This is a genomic window from Enterococcus sp. DIV1368d (genome assembly GCF_050542975.1).
In the GTDB taxonomy this organism is placed as follows: domain Bacteria; phylum Bacillota; class Bacilli; order Lactobacillales; family Enterococcaceae; genus Enterococcus_D; species Enterococcus_D casseliflavus.
Window position 1 is genome coordinate 1,517,591 of the sequence record NZ_CP172939.1, and the last position, 16,468, is coordinate 1,534,058.

The 16,468-nt window shown below is 42.3% G+C and carries 13 protein-coding genes; 10 read left to right on the forward strand and 3 right to left on the reverse strand.

Annotation, left to right across the window (positions count from 1 at the left end; translation table 11 throughout):
- Window positions 1-280: 280 nt before the first annotated feature.
- Entirely contained in the window at window positions 281-1,123 is an 843-nt protein-coding gene (gene licT, locus IGJ44_RS07005; protein WP_005225819.1) for a BglG family transcription antiterminator LicT, read from the forward strand.
- A 200-nt stretch (window positions 1,124-1,323) separates the two neighbouring features.
- Window positions 1,324-3,243 (forward strand): beta-glucoside-specific PTS transporter subunit IIABC, encoded by a 1,920-nt coding sequence (locus tag IGJ44_RS07010; RefSeq protein ID WP_074535726.1) that lies wholly within the window; start codon window positions 1,324-1,326, stop codon window positions 3,241-3,243.
- A gap of 78 nt (window positions 3,244-3,321) precedes the next feature.
- Here IGJ44_RS07010 and IGJ44_RS07015 read toward each other — a convergent pair whose 3' ends face one another.
- Window positions 3,322-4,242 carry a MurR/RpiR family transcriptional regulator gene (locus IGJ44_RS07015; RefSeq protein WP_074535728.1) on the reverse strand — a complete coding sequence of 307 codons (921 nt, stop codon included), beginning with the start codon at window positions 4,240-4,242 and terminating at the stop codon, window positions 3,322-3,324.
- A 259-nt stretch (window positions 4,243-4,501) separates the two neighbouring features.
- Between IGJ44_RS07015 and IGJ44_RS07020 the strand changes: the two genes are divergently transcribed.
- Both IGJ44_RS07020 and IGJ44_RS07025 read left to right on the forward strand, forming a co-directional pair.
- Complete coding sequence (locus IGJ44_RS07020) at window positions 4,502-5,893, forward strand: 6-phospho-beta-glucosidase (protein ID WP_005225822.1); 1,392 nt, start codon at window positions 4,502-4,504, stop codon at window positions 5,891-5,893.
- A gap of 20 nt (window positions 5,894-5,913) precedes the next feature.
- Complete coding sequence (locus tag IGJ44_RS07025; RefSeq protein WP_008378424.1) at window positions 5,914-7,347, forward strand: 6-phospho-beta-glucosidase; 1,434 nt, start codon at window positions 5,914-5,916, stop codon at window positions 7,345-7,347.
- 235 nt (window positions 7,348-7,582) lie between these two features.
- Here the strand turns inward: IGJ44_RS07025 and IGJ44_RS07030 are convergent, their stop codons facing one another.
- Window positions 7,583-8,053 (reverse strand): glutathione peroxidase, encoded by a 471-nt coding sequence (locus IGJ44_RS07030; RefSeq protein WP_005225824.1) that lies wholly within the window; start codon window positions 8,051-8,053, stop codon window positions 7,583-7,585.
- Window positions 8,054-8,205: 152 nt separating this feature from the next.
- Window positions 8,206-9,591: an MATE family efflux transporter gene (locus tag IGJ44_RS07035; protein WP_430606488.1), complete on the reverse strand. Its 1,386-nt coding sequence runs from the start codon at window positions 9,589-9,591 to the stop codon at window positions 8,206-8,208.
- 185 nt (window positions 9,592-9,776) lie between these two features.
- Here IGJ44_RS07035 and trxB point away from each other — a divergent pair, with 185 nt between their 5' ends.
- The 6 genes from trxB (at window position 9,777) to thrB (ending at window position 16,418) form a co-directional block, all read left to right on the forward strand.
- Window positions 9,777-10,709, forward strand: a complete 933-nt coding sequence (gene trxB / locus IGJ44_RS07040) for a thioredoxin-disulfide reductase (protein ID WP_167827430.1) — start codon at window positions 9,777-9,779, stop codon at window positions 10,707-10,709.
- A gap of 147 nt (window positions 10,710-10,856) precedes the next feature.
- Window positions 10,857-12,584, forward strand: a complete 1,728-nt coding sequence (locus IGJ44_RS07045) for a phospho-sugar mutase (RefSeq protein ID WP_167827431.1) — start codon at window positions 10,857-10,859, stop codon at window positions 12,582-12,584.
- A gap of 246 nt (window positions 12,585-12,830) precedes the next feature.
- Window positions 12,831-13,124: an ArsR/SmtB family transcription factor gene (locus IGJ44_RS07050; RefSeq protein ID WP_005225828.1), complete on the forward strand. Its 294-nt coding sequence runs from the start codon at window positions 12,831-12,833 to the stop codon at window positions 13,122-13,124.
- Window positions 13,125-13,240: 116 nt separating this feature from the next.
- Complete coding sequence (locus tag IGJ44_RS07055) at window positions 13,241-14,491, forward strand: homoserine dehydrogenase (protein WP_430606490.1); 1,251 nt, start codon at window positions 13,241-13,243, stop codon at window positions 14,489-14,491.
- Window positions 14,492-14,493: 2 nt separating this feature from the next.
- Window positions 14,494-15,552, forward strand: coding sequence for a threonine synthase (gene thrC, locus IGJ44_RS07060; RefSeq protein WP_081118105.1), 1,059 nt, complete (start codon window positions 14,494-14,496; stop codon window positions 15,550-15,552).
- Window positions 15,549-16,418, forward strand: a complete 870-nt coding sequence (gene thrB, locus IGJ44_RS07065; RefSeq protein ID WP_005225831.1) for a homoserine kinase — start codon at window positions 15,549-15,551, stop codon at window positions 16,416-16,418. The genes thrC and thrB overlap by 4 nt, the downstream gene beginning before the upstream one ends.
- The last annotated feature ends 50 nt before the right edge of the window (window positions 16,419-16,468 follow it).

Sequence of the window (16,468 nt, forward strand, 5' to 3'; positions counted from 1 at the left end):
AAAGACTTTCGTTTTTAAGGTTTTTTTGCACGAAAAAAGAAAGAAGGGATGAATATAAAAATAACGAACAACGATTGACAGCGCTTTCCACCTTTGCTATGATAAAGATAATAAAACTGGTTCTAATGGATAGTGATTGTTGATTTTTAACAAGCTAAACCTGATGAAGCTGCGGTATTTGCGCTGCTTTCATGAGGTTTTTTCTGTGTTGACTGTTGGCTCAGCAATAAAGACAAGCAATGAACCATATCCGCAATGATAAAGTAAGTGGGGGTAGGACATGAAAATCAGTAAAGTGTTAAACAATAATGTTGTGATCACTACCGATCAAAGTCAAAACGAGATTATTGTTATGGGGCGGGGGATTGCATTTAAGAAAAAAGTGGGAGATGAAATTTCTTCAGAAACGGTCGATAAAGTGTATCGCTTAGAAAATCAGACGATCTTATCTCAATTTCAAGAGCTGCTTGCTGACTTACCACTGGAATATCTTGAATTATCCAATGAGATCATTGAGTATGCTCGGCGAGAATTGTCATCCCCAATCAATGATTCCATTTACATCTCGTTGACGGATCACATGCACTGTGCCATTGAACGATCGAAAAAAGGAATGACGGTCAAAAATGTCTTATTGTGGGATATCAAGCGTTTTTTCCCCGATGAGTACCAAATAGGCTGCAAAACAGTAGAGAAAATCAAAGAACATTACGGGATTCAGCTGCCAGATGACGAAGCTGGCTTTATTGCTCTGCATCTCGTCAATGCGCAAACTGAGAATGGTGACCAAGGCAATATTGCTGAACTAACCCAAACGATGCAAGACATCATAAACATTGTTAAATATTTTTTCAAAACAACCTTTGATGAAGAGTCCGTTTATTTTTATCGCTTCACTACGCATTTGAAATTTTTTGTTTCAAGAATGCAAAACCATACTACTCATGTGGATGAAACCGATGAAGATCTTTTGGCTATGGTCAAAGTGAAGTATCGAAATGCGTATCAATGCGTACAAAAAATCGCTGAGCTATTAGAAAATCAGTATCAGTATCAAATGTCCAGTGACGAAAGTTTGTATTTAACGATTCATATTGCCAGACTTGTGCAAAAGAATCGTTGATTGAAAAAAACAAGAAAGGAGAAGGATTTCTTGATTCATGAGAAGGTGTCGAAAAAGAAAAATTTCTTCGCAATGATTCTTATCAAACGTCAGCTTCAAGGCATCTGACCATGTAGCAAGAAATCAAAATAAGAAAACATTTTGGATAGTGACATTCAGTTGGCTAAACCTTCAATACAAAAAAATTGGAGGAATCAAAAATGGGAAAATATCGTGAATTAGCAGAAAAAATCGTAGCAAATGTCGGTGGAAAAGAGAACATCAATAGCTTGACGCATTGTATCACACGCCTGCGTTTTAAATTAAAGGATGAAGGCGTCGCAAATGATGAAGTCTTAAAGAACATGGATGGGGTAGTGACGGTCATGAAGAGTGGCGGTCAATACCAGGTGGTTATCGGAAACCATGTACCTGATGTCTATGCAGAAGTGATCGATGTAGCAGGAATCAGTGGTGATGCTGAAGAAACAGCTTCAGGTGGCAACTTGTTTGATCGTTTGATCGATATTTTGAGCGGCTGCTTCCAACCCTTCTTAGGGGCTTTGTGTGCGGCGGGGATGATCAAAGGACTAAACGCACTGTTGCTTTTTATTGGTACAACAGGCTTGATCGATTATACAACGACTACTGGTACCTATGTGATGTTCAATGCGATCGGCGATTCGATCTTCATGTTTATGCCAGTGATTTTAGGATATACGTCAGCGAAAAAGTTTCGCTTAAATCCAATGGTGGGAATCGTGATCGGGTCAGCGCTTTGTTACCCAACAATTCAAGGATCTGCTTTGCAAGCCGCATTTCTTGCAGGCGCTGGCGAGGGAGCTGCTGCACCGTATAGCTTGTTAGGCTTGCCTGCGTACGAAACGTTTTTAGGAATTCCGTGGGTTGGCGCAACGTATACTAGCAGTGTGGTGCCGGTCATCTTTATCATTGCCTTTGCTGCGCAAGTTCAAAAATTTGCGAAAAAAATCATTCCTTCTGTTGTCCAAACGTTCTTAGTGCCGTTCTTGGTTCTCTTGATTGCATTGCCAATTGGGTTTTTGGTGATTGGACCTGTAATCAGTATGTTGACGGACCTTTTGAGCTCAGGATTTGAAGCGTTGATGGACTTTTCACCAGTTGCCTATGGCTTGTTGCTAGGTTTTTTCTGGCAAGTATTGGTTATTTTCGGTCTTCACTGGTCAGTTGTTCCGCTACACATTATGCAAATCACGCAACTTGGTTATAGTCAGATTTTGGTAGCTACGTTTGGTGCCAGCTTTGCTCAAACAGCCGTAGTGATGGCGATGTACTTTAAACTGAAAGATAAAAAACTGAAAGCACTATGTCCACCAGCTATTATCTCAGGGCTTTTCGGTGTAACGGAGCCAGCGATTTATGGGATCACGTTACCGAAAAAAATGCCGTTCTTCTACTCAATGATCGGTGGTGCGGTCGCAGGTGCCTTCTTGATGATCAATGGAACAACGAGCTACACCTCTGGTGGGTTAGGGGTCTTTGGCATTTTCAACTACATCACTCCAGAAGGCGACGCTAGTGGCATGTGGTTCTCTGTCTTCGGAATCTTGATCGCTGCAGCGATTGGCTTTGGTTTGACCATGGCTTTCTGGAAAGATGATGCAGTGGAAGAAGAAATCGCAGAAGGACAACCAGCGATGACTGTTCGAAAAGAAGTGATCACTTCTCCAGTAGAAGGAACGATCGCGCCACTAAGCAGTGCCAAAGATGAAGCCTTTGCTCAAGGAGTGCTAGGAAAAGGCATCCTGATCCATCCTTCAAAAGGCGAAGTTGTGGCTCCTTTTGATGGTACTGTGATGACATTGTTCCCAACCAAACATGCCATCGGGTTGATTTCTGAGAATGGTTTAGAACTTTTGATCCATATTGGTTTGGATACTGTTCAATTGAATGGTGAGTTCTTTGAAGCGCATGTGAAGCAAGGCGATAAAGTCACTCGTGGGCAAAAATTGATCAGCTTTGATAAAGATGCATTGATCAAAGCAGGATTCAATATTGAGACCCCAGTGCTAGTGACCAACTCAGCGGATTATTTGGATATCATCGAGTCTGACAAACGAGAAGTTGGTTGTTCCGATGATTTGATCACGGCTTTAGTTTAGGAAACATTTTCCTGCAAAACAGCTATATAAGGATAAAAGCGATCGGTCGTGAAGGCTCGATCGCTTTTTGACAGTCATTTAATTGGGAAATAGTGAGTCTTTATAATGAAGGTTTTTATCATAGGTTGGTTCAGCGATTATCGTTGATGAAGTGGGGCGCTTATCATACGCCATCCCAATATCGATCAAATGCTGCAGATTTTTCTCATAATGTTCCGAAAAGACGACTGCATACAACAAATCTAGTAAGTAGCAAACCGAGGTATTGATCGTAAAATTCGCAATCTTTGAATAAAGCCTTTCTCTTGTTGTGATATTTAAGACACAATCGCTTAATTTCGCTAACGCATTCTCGCCAATACTGGTCATCCCAATGATGGAGACCTGCCGTTCGGCGAGGATCTTACCGATTTCTTTAACCATTTTATTTTCACCTGTGTAAGAAATCAAAATCGCGGTCGTATCGGAGGTACAGTTGGATGCCTCATAGGCACTTTCGCCGAAGGTATCGCAGACGTGGATACTTTTTCCTAAACGCCGCATCTTCAAAACAAAGTCTTGAGAAATCAAGGTGTTGGCATTGCTGGCGAAAATCCTGATATGGTTGGCATTGAGCAACGATTGTTTCGCTTTTTGTAATTCATCATGATGGATCAAGGAAAGCGTATCTTCAATCGTTGTTTGTTCAAGCTTTGCCAACTTTTTGGCGATGGTCATAATCCCGTCATGGGAAGAGAAGGGAAAGTTCGCATCCACATCGGTAAAATGGCTGCTCATATAAGTTTGCTCTTTCACAAAAGCCGTTTTTAAGTCGAGCCAACCATTGAAGCCTAATTTTTTGGCGATCCGAATAAAAGTAGAAGGATGAACATAGGTTTTTTCAGATAATTCCTTGATGGTTTGATCCGCCATCGCGGTCGGATTGGCTAATAAATAATCAATCAACGATCGTTCGGCGGGTGCTAGTTTGATTTGGCGCATTTTTTCTTGTAACAACATGGTATATATGCTCCTTTTTACATTTTTTATGATTATTTGTAAATGGTTTTTACAGAAATTCGTTTTTATTCAGTACCTAGCGAATCGTTTACATCCTAATTATTCCTTATTTGATGCTCTTTGTAAATCTTTTTTACAAAACATCTGCAAGAAGAAGCGAGATTTGCAAACGCTTTTTCTAAATATGCTATTTACATTGAATCAAATGTTTTTATGAATGATAATAAGAATGTAAATAAAATAGCAAAGGAGCAATACAATGACAAAAGGAATTAAAATTGCAACCATTGGTGGCGGCAGCAGCTATACCCCGGAGTTAATGGAAGGCTTTATCAAACGCTATGAAGAATTGCCGATTCGTGAGATTTGGCTAGTAGATATCGAAGCAGGAAAAGAAAAATTAGCAATCGTTGGTGCGATGGCACAACGGATGTGGGATGCGTCACCCTACGATGTAAAAATCCACATGACATTGGATCGAGAAGAAGCATTAAAAGATGCTGATTTCGTTACGACACAATTCCGAGTAGGATTGCTGAATGCCCGTATCAAAGATGAACGAATTCCTGCCTATTACGGCATGATTGGTCAAGAAACCAACGGCCCTGGTGGTATGTTCAAAGCGTTTCGTACGGTTCCAATCATTCTTGAAATCGTTGAAGACATGAAACGCTTGTGTCCCGATGCCTGGTTGATCAACTTTGCGAATCCAAGTGGTATGGTGACTGAAGCAATCGTGCGTTACGGAAAATGGGACAAAGTCATCGGGTTGTGTAACGTGCCTGTCATGGCAACGATGGTTGAACCAGCGTTGCTTGGCAAAGAACCTGACGAATTGATTTACAAATTTGCAGGATTGAACCACTTCCACTGGCACAAAGTTACCGACTCACACGGCAATGACGTTACGATGGACATTATTGATAAAATGTATGAAGAAGACAATGGCTTACCGAAGAATATCTTTGATGTACCATTTTACAAAGAACAGCTGGAACAAATGAAGATGATTCCTTGCGGGTATCACCGTTATTACTATCGTCAAGAAGAAATGTTGAATCATGCGATCGAAGAGTACAAGACTGTCGGTACACGCGCACAGCAAGTGAAACAAACCGAAGCCGAATTGTTTGAGTTGTACAAAGATCCTGAATTGGATCATAAACCAGAACAGCTGCAAAAACGTGGTGGTGCTTACTACTCAGATGCAGCGTGTGAAACGATTGCTTCCATTTATGCTAATAAAAATACCCAAATCGTCGTTTCAACCAAAAATGAAGGCGCCGTTCCAGATCTTCCTGCCGATTGCGTAGTCGAAGTAACAGCTTACGTTGGCGGACAAGGGGCTAGAAATGTTGCCTTTGGTGAGTTACCGACAGCTGAAAAAGGTTGGTTACAGGTAATGAAAGCAATGGAATTATTAACGATCGAAGCAGCTGTGACGGGGGATTACAATATCGCATTACAAGCCTTCACCATCAACCCATTGGTTCCGTCAGGTGATACGGCAAAACGTGTCATGGACGAACTGTTTATTGCCCACAAAGATCACTTGCCTAAATTTAAGGAAACGATCGCACGTCTTGAAAAAGAAGGCGTAGAAGTACAAGATGAAGTAGCCCGCGAACTTGATCGCGAACTAGTTAAATAAAGAGAAAGTAGGAAAGAAACATGGCATTTAGAAAAGACTTTTTATGGGGCGGCGCAACAGCTGCCAATCAATGTGAAGGAGGCTACCAAGAAGGCGGACGCGGCTTGGCAAACGTTGACGTGGTACCGATCGGCAAAGATCGTTTTCCAGTCATTACTGGTCAAATGAAAATGTTCGATTTTGATGACGAACATTTCTACCCAGCAAAAGAAGCGATCGATATGTATCATCGCTACAAAGAAGACATCGCGCTATTTGGCGAAATGGGCTTTAAAACCTACCGTTTGTCGATCGCTTGGAGTCGGATTTTCCCTAAAGGGGATGAAACAGAACCAAATGAAGACGGCTTGAAGTTCTATGAAGATCTTTTCAAAGAATGCCACAAATATGGGATCGAACCATTAGTAACGATCACTCACTTTGATTGCCCAATGCATTTAGTTGAAAAATACGGGGCATGGCGTTCTCGTGAATTGGTCGGATTCTATGAAAACTTGTGTAACGTGATTTTCAACCGTTACAAAGGATTAGTAAAATACTGGTTGACCTTCAACGAAATCAACATGATTCTCCATGCGCCATTTATGGGAGCAGGTCTTTACTTTGAAGAAGGCGATAACGTTGAGCAAGTGAAATACCAAGCGGCTCACCATGAGCTATTGGCCTCTGCGATCGCAACGAAAATCGCTCATGAAGTCGATCCTGAGAACAAAGTAGGCTGTATGTTAGCTGCTGGCGCATACTATCCATATACAAGCAAACCAGAAGATGTCTGGGAATCACGCAAAGCAGATCGCGAAAACTATTTCTTTATTGATGTTCAATCACGTGGGGAATATCCACAATATGCGCTGAAAGAAATGGAACGTAATGGGATCGAAATCAAAATGGAAGAAGGCGACCTTGAGCTGTTGAAAGCTCACACCGTAGACTTTATTTCCTTCTCTTACTATTCTTCCCGCGTATCAACCACGGACGCTGAATTATTAGAACAAACGGCTGGCAATATTTTTGCCTCTGTGAAAAACCCATACTTGGAAGCAAGTGAGTGGGGGTGGCAGATTGATCCACTTGGTTTGCGCATCACAATGAATGACATTTATGATCGCTACCAAAAACCATTGTTTATCGTTGAAAACGGCTTAGGAGCTGTGGATACACCAGATGCAGATGGCTATGTGGAAGATGACTACCGGATCCAATACTTGGCAGAGCATATTCAAGCAATGAAAGATGCGGTTGAACAAGATGGTGTCGACTTATTGGGTTACACGACTTGGGGTTGTATCGATTTAGTTTCAGCTGGAACAGGTGAAATGAAAAAACGCTATGGTTTCATTTATGTGGACCGTGACAATGAAGGAAACGGCACCTTGAAACGAACAAAGAAAAAATCATTTGATTGGTACAAACAAGTGATTGCTTCAAACGGTGAAGATTTATCGAATAACTAATTATAAGAAGCTGCAGTTGATCCCTTAGAGAAATCTAAGTAGATCGACTGCAGTTTTTTTAAAGTCTTTTTAAAAACTATTGAAACGAATGATTTGTATAAGTAGAAATGGCTGCTCCGAGATTATTGATAACCGACAATGAGAGTGCTGTAAAAGGCTTGCGTTGCAGCAATTACAAAAAAAGGCGACCTTAAGCATGACATGTTTTGTCCTTAAGGTCGCCTTTATTCATTTTTTAAAGAACTTTTTCAATCTCTGGAATCATTTTTTGAGGATTGGTTTGTGGAGCAAAACGCTCCACGACTTTACCTTGGCGGTCCACCAAGAATTTCGTGAAATTCCATTTAATGGCTTTGCCTAATGTACCCGGTGCTTCTGCTTCCAAATAGCGAAACAAGGGATCTGCGTCTTTGCCATTGATCACCGTTAACTTGTGCATCGGAAAATCAACACCATAGGTGGTTCGGCAAGCGGCTGCGGCTTCTTCGGCTGAGCCGACTTCTTGTTTGAACTGGTCAGAAGGAAACCCTAGAACGACCAACCCTTGGTCTTTATAGGTTTCATAAAGACTTTGTAATTCTTTGAACTGCGGGCTCAACCCGCACTTTGTAGCTGTATTGACGATCACCAGCGGTTGACCTTCGTAGTTTGCTAGCGAATAAGTTTCGCCGTTTTCTAATGTTGCTTGGTAGTCATAGATTGACATAGCAAACGCTCCTTTTAATGTAAATCATAGTCGATAGTTTCTGAGATAAGTATAGAGCAAAGTCTTCAAAAAAACCAAGCAAACTTCTTGGCGCATTTTATTTCTTATAAAAAACAAAAAATCCAGCGGCCGTTGGGACCACTGGACTCTTATTATGCTTCTGGTAAGACTTCTGGTTCTGCTTCTTGTGGATGAACGACAGATTTAGTTTTCCATACCCCAGAATGCCAGCGATAGATCATTAAGACGCTGCGCAATGCTTCGTCAATGGCATAAGCGATCCAAACGCCGATCAAGCCAAATTTAAAGACGATCGCCAATGAGTAAGAAAACGGTAAGCTGATGACCCATAGAACAATTAGGCTGCAGATCAATGGGAACTTCACGTCACCACTTGCATTTAATGAACCAACTAGGATCATATTGACTGCACGCGCTGTTTCTAAGACGATCTCTACTAAAAAGACACCTTTAGCAATCTCGATTACTTCGGTATTGGAAGTAAAGATCCCCATGATCGGTTCAATAAATAGATAGGTCAATAAGCAGATCGTAACCGAGGCGATGATCCCGATCACCATCGTGCGCATGCCTCGCTGATGCGCACGATCGAATTCACCCGCACCGACATTGCGGCCAATCATGATTTGGTTTCCTTGACTTAATGCGGAGGCGATCAAATAAACAAATTGGGTGATAACTGTTACGTAAGATTTTGCAATCAAGACACTTGCGCCAAGTTGAGCCACGATCATCGTCACCACGACTTGCGCTCCTTGATAGGAAAGAGACTCGCCAGAAGAAGGCAATCCGTAAGTCAAAATGTTTTTCATCACGCCCCAAGAGACATTCGAGAAACGGGCAGATAAAACAGAAAAATTCACATGTTTCTTCAGCAACATGGCGGCAATTAGTAAACCGATCGAATTACCAAAGACGCTAGAAAATGCCAATCCAGTCACACCGAAATTCGGTAAACCAAAGGGGCTGTATAAGACAAAGTAATTGCCAATGACGGCTAGGATGCTAGCAAACATCGGTACCAATAACGCTGGTTTTGTGAAACTGTGGCTACGCATGACAGCAATTATGACCGCCGTGATCGATGAAAGGAACAGACTTCCGCCATACACTTGTAAGTATCCATGACCTAAAGCAACTAATTCAGCATCTAAGCCCATGAATCGCAAAAGGTAGGTTGAGCCGAAAAGAAACATCAAGCTGATCAAAATCCCGATGAACAATGACCCAAAAAGAGCGGTATTGATGACTTTCGGTATCTGGTCGCGTTTTTTCGCACCAATCAATTGTGCGATAATGATCTGAGTACCCACGGTGATGAAACCGTAAATAAAGACCGTTAAATTCAATAGTTGATTGGCAGCACTGACGGCCGCTACTGCTGGCTCGGAATAATGAGAAATCATCCAAACGTTGACATTCCCAATAACGACCCGCAAAAATAGCTCAACAAAAATCGGCCAGCTGAGAAAAATCAGTTCACGGTCTGATTTTCCTAAAAGTTTTTTCTTATTCAATTGTAAGGACTCCTTATTTTCTATATAATAGACGTATCGTGAAAATTTTACAAAAATTGAAAAGAAAGTCAATGTAATTTTCAAAAGTAAAAGCAGGAATATCTTATTATTTTTTGTAAGCAGATGAGTTGAAAGAATTTGCTTTTGAAAGTAAAGTATGGGTAGTCCAAATTGGAGGGAAATATATGTATGATGTAATTATCATCGGCGCAGGCCCTGCGGGGATGACAGCAGCGCTTTATGCGTCAAGATCGAATTTATCAGTACTAATGATTGAACGAGGAGCACCTGGCGGACAAATGAACAATACGGCTGAGGTTGAAAACTATCCTGGCTTCGAATCAATCTTAGGCCCTGAATTAGCATTTAAAATGTATGAAGGTGCCATTAAATTTGGTGTTGAAAATGCCTATGGGATCGTTCAAAGCATCACGGATCAAGGTGAGTTCAAAGAAGTTGCCACCGAAGACAAAACCTATCAAGGGAAAACAGTCATCATTGCCACAGGATGTGTACATAGAAAGTTAGGCGTCAAAGGCGAAGAAGAATTCGCAGGACGCGGAGTTTCATACTGTGCGGTTTGTGACGGTGCCTTTTTCCGTAACAAACGCTTGATCGTTGTTGGTGGAGGCGACTCAGCAGTCGAAGAAGCTATCTACTTAACGCAATTTGCTTCTGAAGTAACGATCGTTCACCGTCGTGATGAATTACGAGCACAAAAAATCATCCAAGACCGCGCATTTGCCAACGAGAAAATCTCTTTTATTTGGGATTCTGTTGTAGAAGAAATCAAAGGCAATGAGATGGTCGTAACTGGCGTGCAAATCAGAAACGTAAAAACGGATGAAGTGACAGAAGAAGCTGCTGGCGGTGTCTTTATCTATGTTGGTTTAGATCCGTTGACAGAACCATTCAAAGCTAGCGGTATCACGAATGATGCTGGCTGGATTTTAACTAATGATCAGATGGAAACTTCAATTCCTGGTGTTTACGCGGTTGGCGATGTTCGTGAAAAAGGATTGCGTCAAATCACGACGGCAGTCGGCGATGGCAGTATTGCTGGTCAACAAGTGTTTGATTTTATTGAAACACAAAAGGATGTGCAATTAACAAAATAATTTAATGAAATCAGCTGTTATTTTTAAAGTGTCAATCACTTTTGATAGCGGCTGTTTTTATTTTTCGTTTGGTTATTCTTTGAGAAATCTGTAAGTAGTGTTATACTAATTTTAGAGCATTTTAACGGAAAAAGGAGAGGTTATTTTATGGCATGGGAACAAACATTTAATCAATGGAAAAACAGTGAACACTTAGATCCACAATTAAAAGAACAATTGACCGCATTAGAAGCAGATCCTGCGATGTTAGAAGACGCTTTTTATATGCCTTTGGAATTTGGGACTGCCGGTATGCGAGGGATTTTAGGACCTGGTATCAATCGGATGAACATTTATACGATTCGTCAAGCAACCGAAGGATTGGCTCGCTTTATGGATACACAAGATCCTGAAACAAGACGTCGTGGCGTAGCGATCGCCTATGATTCCCGTCATTTTTCACCTGAGTTCGCGATGGAAGCGGCAAAAACATTGGCAAAACACGATATTCCAGTCTTCGTCTTTGAAAGCTTACGTCCGACGCCAGAATTATCTTTTGCTGTGCGTTACTTAAAAACCTTTACTGGAATCATGATCACTGCTTCTCACAATCCAGCCGAATACAATGGCTACAAAGTATATGGGGAAGATGGTGGGCAAATGCCACCTGCAGATGCGGATGCATTGACAAAATTCGTTCGGGAAATTGAAAATCCGTTGGAGATCCCTGTATTAAGTGAAGAAGAAGCCAAAAACAGCGGCTTGATCTCTATTATTGGCGAAGAAATCGATACTGCCTATCTGAAAGAAATCAAAGAAGTCACGATCGATCAAGAATTGATCGATACGGTGGGCAAAGATTTGAAACTTGTCTATACACCACTTCACGGAACAGGGCGGATGCTGGGCGAGAAAGCGTTGAAACAAGCTGGTTTCCAACAATTCATTATTGAACCCTCTCAAGCGGTTGCTGATCCAAACTTCAGTACAGTAAAATCACCGAATCCAGAAGAGCACTCTGCCTTTGAATATGCGATTGCTTTAGGAGAAAAAGAAGGTGCTGACCTATTGATCGCAACAGATCCAGATGCCGATCGCTTAGGGGCTGCAGTAAGAATGCCAGATGGCAACTACCAAGTCTTGACAGGTAACCAGTTAGGCGCATTGATGATCCGTTACATTTTAGAAGCCCATAAAACAGCTGGAACATTGCCGGAAAATGCAGCAGTCTTAAAATCGATCGTTTCTAGTGAATTGCCAACAGCGATCGCTAAATCCTATGATGTGGATATGATCAATGTTTTGACTGGCTTTAAATTTATTGCCGAAAAAATCCAACAATTTGAAACAGACCATTCTCAAACTTTCATGTTTGGCTTTGAAGAAAGCTATGGCTACTTAGTTAAACCATTCGTACGGGACAAGGACGCGATCCAAGCGCTCGTTTTATTAGCAGAAGTGGCTGCTTTTTACAAACAATCAGACAAAACATTGTATGATGGTCTGCAAGATATTTTTGAAGAGTACGGCTACTATGCAGAAAAAACGATTTCTGTAACGATGAGCGGCATGGAAGGGGCAACTAAGATTGCTGCCTTGATGAAGACTTTCCGTGAAAAAGCACCTTCTGTCTTCGCAGGAACCCCTGTCGTGCAAACAGAAGACTTTAAACTGTTGACTCGTGTGGGCTTAGATGGTCACCAACAAAAAATGACCACACCGCCTTCTGATGTTTTGAAATACACCTTGGAAGATGAAAGCTGGATTGCTGTTCGTCCTTCTGGGACTGAACCAAAAATCAAGTTTTATATTGGTGTAAAAGGCGAAACGGCAGAAACAGCAGAACAAAAAATTGCTGATCTGCAAGCAGCGATCGAAGAAATCACAGGTGAATAAAGTCATCTGATGTCTTCATAATCAAAAAATTGCAATTGACTGAATGATCCGAGTGGTAGAAAAAGAAGCGTCCGCTTCCCTCAGCAAACAGGTGTTGAGGGACCGAAGCTTCTAAAGGGAATTTTCTGACGCTTGGATCTATTCTTGTCTTTTAACTCGTTTCTTCTCCTTGATCGTCGAGCATTGATTGACAAGCTGTCTATCAAGGGCTAAAATGCAAAAGGAAATAAGAGAGGATGTGGCGCGATGACTACGCCGAAACTAGAAGAAATTCAGCAAGTAACACAGATTTTTAAAATGCTTAGTGATCCCACTAGACTAAAAATTTTGTTGTCTCTTCAAGAAGGAGAGCGCAATGTCACTTCGATTGCAGAACAAGTACATATGGAACAATCAGCAGTTTCTCATCAGCTGAAACTTTTGAAAGATAATCGGATCGTAAAGTCGGAAAGACAAGGAAAAACCATCCTTTATAGTCTTGATGACAAACATGTTGTGGATATTTTGCAAAAAACATTCGAACATATCCATCACCGTTAAAACTAGGGCGAGAATTTCTCAAAAGTCCTAGTTTTTTCTTATTGTTTTTGGTATGCTAGTGGAAATATTAAAATTAGATGAACGGTTTTTAATAACGTTTTCAGTTAGGGGGCATTATGGGTAAGCAATTGAACATTGGATTATTAGGAATGGGTGTTGTCGGCAGCGGGGTATGCCAAGTGTTGGCAGAGCAAAAAGAAGCCATTCTGGCACGCACAGGAGTCAGTGTGCAAATCACGAAAGCATTAGCTTCGCCTTACGAGGATAAGTCTGCGTTAGCGGCTAAGTACGGGTTTGCGTTGACGAATGAGGCAAATGAGTTGTTTGAAGATGAGACCATCGACGTAATTGTGGAATTGATCGGGAAGATCGATCCGGCAAAAGCGTTTATTTCAGCTGCTTTAGAAAATAAGAAGCACGTTGTGACGGCAAATAAAGACTTGATTGCCACCCATGGACCTGAGCTACTGGCAATCGCTGAAAAAGCCAGGGTGTCTCTTTATTATGAAGCCAGCGTGGGTGGTGGCATTCCGATCTTGCGTACATTGAGCACCCACTATCTGCCTGATACCATCACAGGAATTTTTGGCATCGTCAATGGGACGACCAATTATATGCTGACGAAAATGACGGAAGATGGCATGACCTATGAAGATGCTTTGTCACAAGCCCAAGCAAAAGGCTTTGCCGAATCAGATCCTACCAATGATGTTGACGGTATCGATGCGGCTTATAAAATGGTGATCCTGACCAAATTTGCTTTTGGGAAAACGATCCATGTTGCTGATGTGGCAACAAAAGGCATCCGTGGCTTAGCTGTGGCAGATATTAAGCAGGCACAAGCCTTTGGTTATGAAGTGAAGTTGATCGGTGCAGCACAAAAGACAGTTGACGGTTCCCTTACTGTGTCAGTTGGACCTGTATTAGTGCCGAAAAACCATGCGTTAGCGACGATCCAAAACGAGTTTAATGGCATTTTTATCGAGAGTGAAGGCATCGATCAATCAATGGTTTATGGACCAGGAGCAGGATCGCGACCGACGGCCACCAGCGTGGTAGCGGATTTGACCGTTTTAGCAAAAAATAAAAGTTTTGGGATCGTTGAACCTTTTCTAACTTTTGAAAAAGAAACAGCATTAGCATCTGTAGAAGAAGTGCCTAGCCGGCATTATGTGTCTTTTTCAAGTCAAGAGATCAAAGGGAACGCTCTTCCAGAATGGTTTGCGTTTGAGCAAACGGTGTTCAACGAAGCAGACCAACGAATAGCTGGAATCACCAATCCAATGAGCGAAAAAGAGCTAACAGAAAAACTCGCAACTTATACCGATGCACAAGACATACAAATAATGAAAGTGATGGAGGAATAAACATGTATCAAGGATTATTGCATCAATACAAGGAATATCTGCCAGTCAACGAAAATACACCAGCATTGTCGCTGGCTGAAGGCAACACGCCGTTGATTCCCTTACCAAGCCTTTCCAAGGAATTAGGGATTCAATTGTATGGAAAATACGAAGGGCTGAATCCGACAGGCTCTTTTAAAGACCGAGGGATGGTCATGGCGGTGGCAAAAGCGGTGGAAGAAGGTGCCAAAGCAATCGTCTGTGCATCGACAGGAAATACCAGTGCGGCAGCAGCAGCTTATGCCACCAGAGCGGGTATCAAAGCCTACGTTGTTATTCCAGATGGCAAGATCGCTATGGGAAAATTGGCGCAAGCAATCGTTTATGGAGCCGATATCATTTCGATTCCAGGAAACTTTGATGAAGCGTTAAAAGCGGTCCGGGATATTGCAGAAACTGAAGCCGTGGCGCTAGTAAACTCAGTCAATCCTTATCGTTTAGAAGGACAAAAAACAGCTGCCTTTGAAGTATGCGAACAATTAGGACAAGCGCCGGATGTTCTTGCGATTCCTGTCGGTAATGCAGGGAATATCTCGGCATATTGGAAAGGGTTCAAAGAATGGCATGAGAAAAAAGGCACCACGTTGCCAAGAATGCATGGGTTTGAAGCTGAAGGTGCTGCTGCGATCGTCCGTGGGGAAGTCATCGAACAGCCAGAAACGATCGCTACAGCGATTCGGATCGGCAATCCAGCCAGCTGGCAGTTGGCAGAAGCCGCTCGTGATGAATCAAATGGACACATCGATGCAGTAACCGATGAGGAAATTTTGAATGCTTACCGTAAAATTGCTGCGCAAGATGGTGTGTTTATTGAACCAGGCTCAGCTGCCTCGCTGGCTGGTGTCATCCAGCACGTGAAAGCAGGGAAAATCAAACCAGGTGAGACTGTCGTTGCCGTCTTTACTGGAAATGGTCTGAAAGATCCTGATACAGCTATCAAAGCGACAGAAGTAACCATCAATAAGATGAGTGATTTAGAAGAAATGCGTCAGCATCTTCGTGAAGGAGTTGCCAATCTATGAAGATCCGCGTTCCTGCAACCAGTGCGAACTTAGGGCCTGGTTTTGATTCCTGCGGGATTGCCCTGTCAAAGTATTTGTTCATTGAAGTTTTAAAAGAAAACGATACGTGGGAGATCATCCATGAGCTAGGTTCAGAGATCCCAACGGATGAAACCAACTTGCTTTTGCGTGTGGCATTGAAATTAGCACCAAACATGAAGCCTTTGAAAATCCGAATGAGTTCGGACATTCCTTTGGCACGAGGCTTAGGCAGCAGTTCCTCAGTGATCGTCGCCGGGATTGAACTAGCCAACCGCATGGCCCATATGAATCTGAGTGCAGCACAAAAGCTTGAGATCGCAACTGCCATCGAAGGGCATCCTGACAACGTTGGACCAGCGATTTATGGAGATTTTGCGGTTGCTGCTTACGACCATCAGCACAAGCATACGTATTTAGTCAAGCATCATTTTCCAGAGTGCGAGATCATTGCCTATATTCCTCATGAAGAACTGTTGACTGAAGCAAGTCGTCAAGTCTTGCCGCAGACCCTTTCGCACGAGCAAGCTGTCGAAGCCAGTGCGATCGCCAACGTGATGATCGCAGCGGTCATCAATGGCAATCTACCTCTTGCAGGAAAATTGATGCAGCAGGATCGTTTTCATGAAGCCTATCGGGAAAAGCTTGTGCCGCACTTGTCGACCATTCGCCAAATCTGCGAAGAAGAAGGCGGCTATGGCTGTTTCTTAAGCGGCGCAGGTCCTACGGTCTTAGCGATCGTCCCAGAGGAACGGGCAGAACGAATTTCAAAACTTTTGCACGCCTTGGAGAGCAATGCGTATATCGAACAATTACAAATCGATCGTGAAGGGCTGCAAGTGTTCTAAAAGAGAATAATAAATGAGCGACAGACCAAAAACGGTGAGCAGAAGATTTT

Bases quoted from the DNA above. Each gene is read 5' to 3' on its own strand.
- licT (WP_005225819.1), top strand. From the start codon at position 281: ATGAAAATCAGTAAAGTGTTAAACAATAATGTTGTGATCACTACCGAT.
- IGJ44_RS07010 (WP_074535726.1), top strand. From the start codon at position 1,324: ATGGGAAAATATCGTGAATTAGCAGAAAAAATCGTAGCAAATGTCGGT.
- IGJ44_RS07015 (WP_074535728.1), bottom strand. From the start codon at position 4,242: ATGTTGTTACAAGAAAAAATGCGCCAAATCAAACTAGCACCCGCCGAA.
- IGJ44_RS07020 (WP_005225822.1), top strand. From the start codon at position 4,502: ATGACAAAAGGAATTAAAATTGCAACCATTGGTGGCGGCAGCAGCTAT.
- IGJ44_RS07025 (WP_008378424.1), top strand. From the start codon at position 5,914: ATGGCATTTAGAAAAGACTTTTTATGGGGCGGCGCAACAGCTGCCAAT.
- IGJ44_RS07030 (WP_005225824.1), bottom strand. From the start codon at position 8,053: ATGTCAATCTATGACTACCAAGCAACATTAGAAAACGGCGAAACTTAT.
- trxB (WP_167827430.1), top strand. From the start codon at position 9,777: ATGTATGATGTAATTATCATCGGCGCAGGCCCTGCGGGGATGACAGCA.
- IGJ44_RS07045 (WP_167827431.1), top strand. From the start codon at position 10,857: ATGGCATGGGAACAAACATTTAATCAATGGAAAAACAGTGAACACTTA.
- IGJ44_RS07050 (WP_005225828.1), top strand. From the start codon at position 12,831: ATGACTACGCCGAAACTAGAAGAAATTCAGCAAGTAACACAGATTTTT.
- IGJ44_RS07055 (WP_430606490.1), top strand. From the start codon at position 13,241: ATGGGTAAGCAATTGAACATTGGATTATTAGGAATGGGTGTTGTCGGC.
- thrC (WP_081118105.1), top strand. From the start codon at position 14,494: ATGTATCAAGGATTATTGCATCAATACAAGGAATATCTGCCAGTCAAC.
- thrB (WP_005225831.1), top strand. From the start codon at position 15,549: ATGAAGATCCGCGTTCCTGCAACCAGTGCGAACTTAGGGCCTGGTTTT.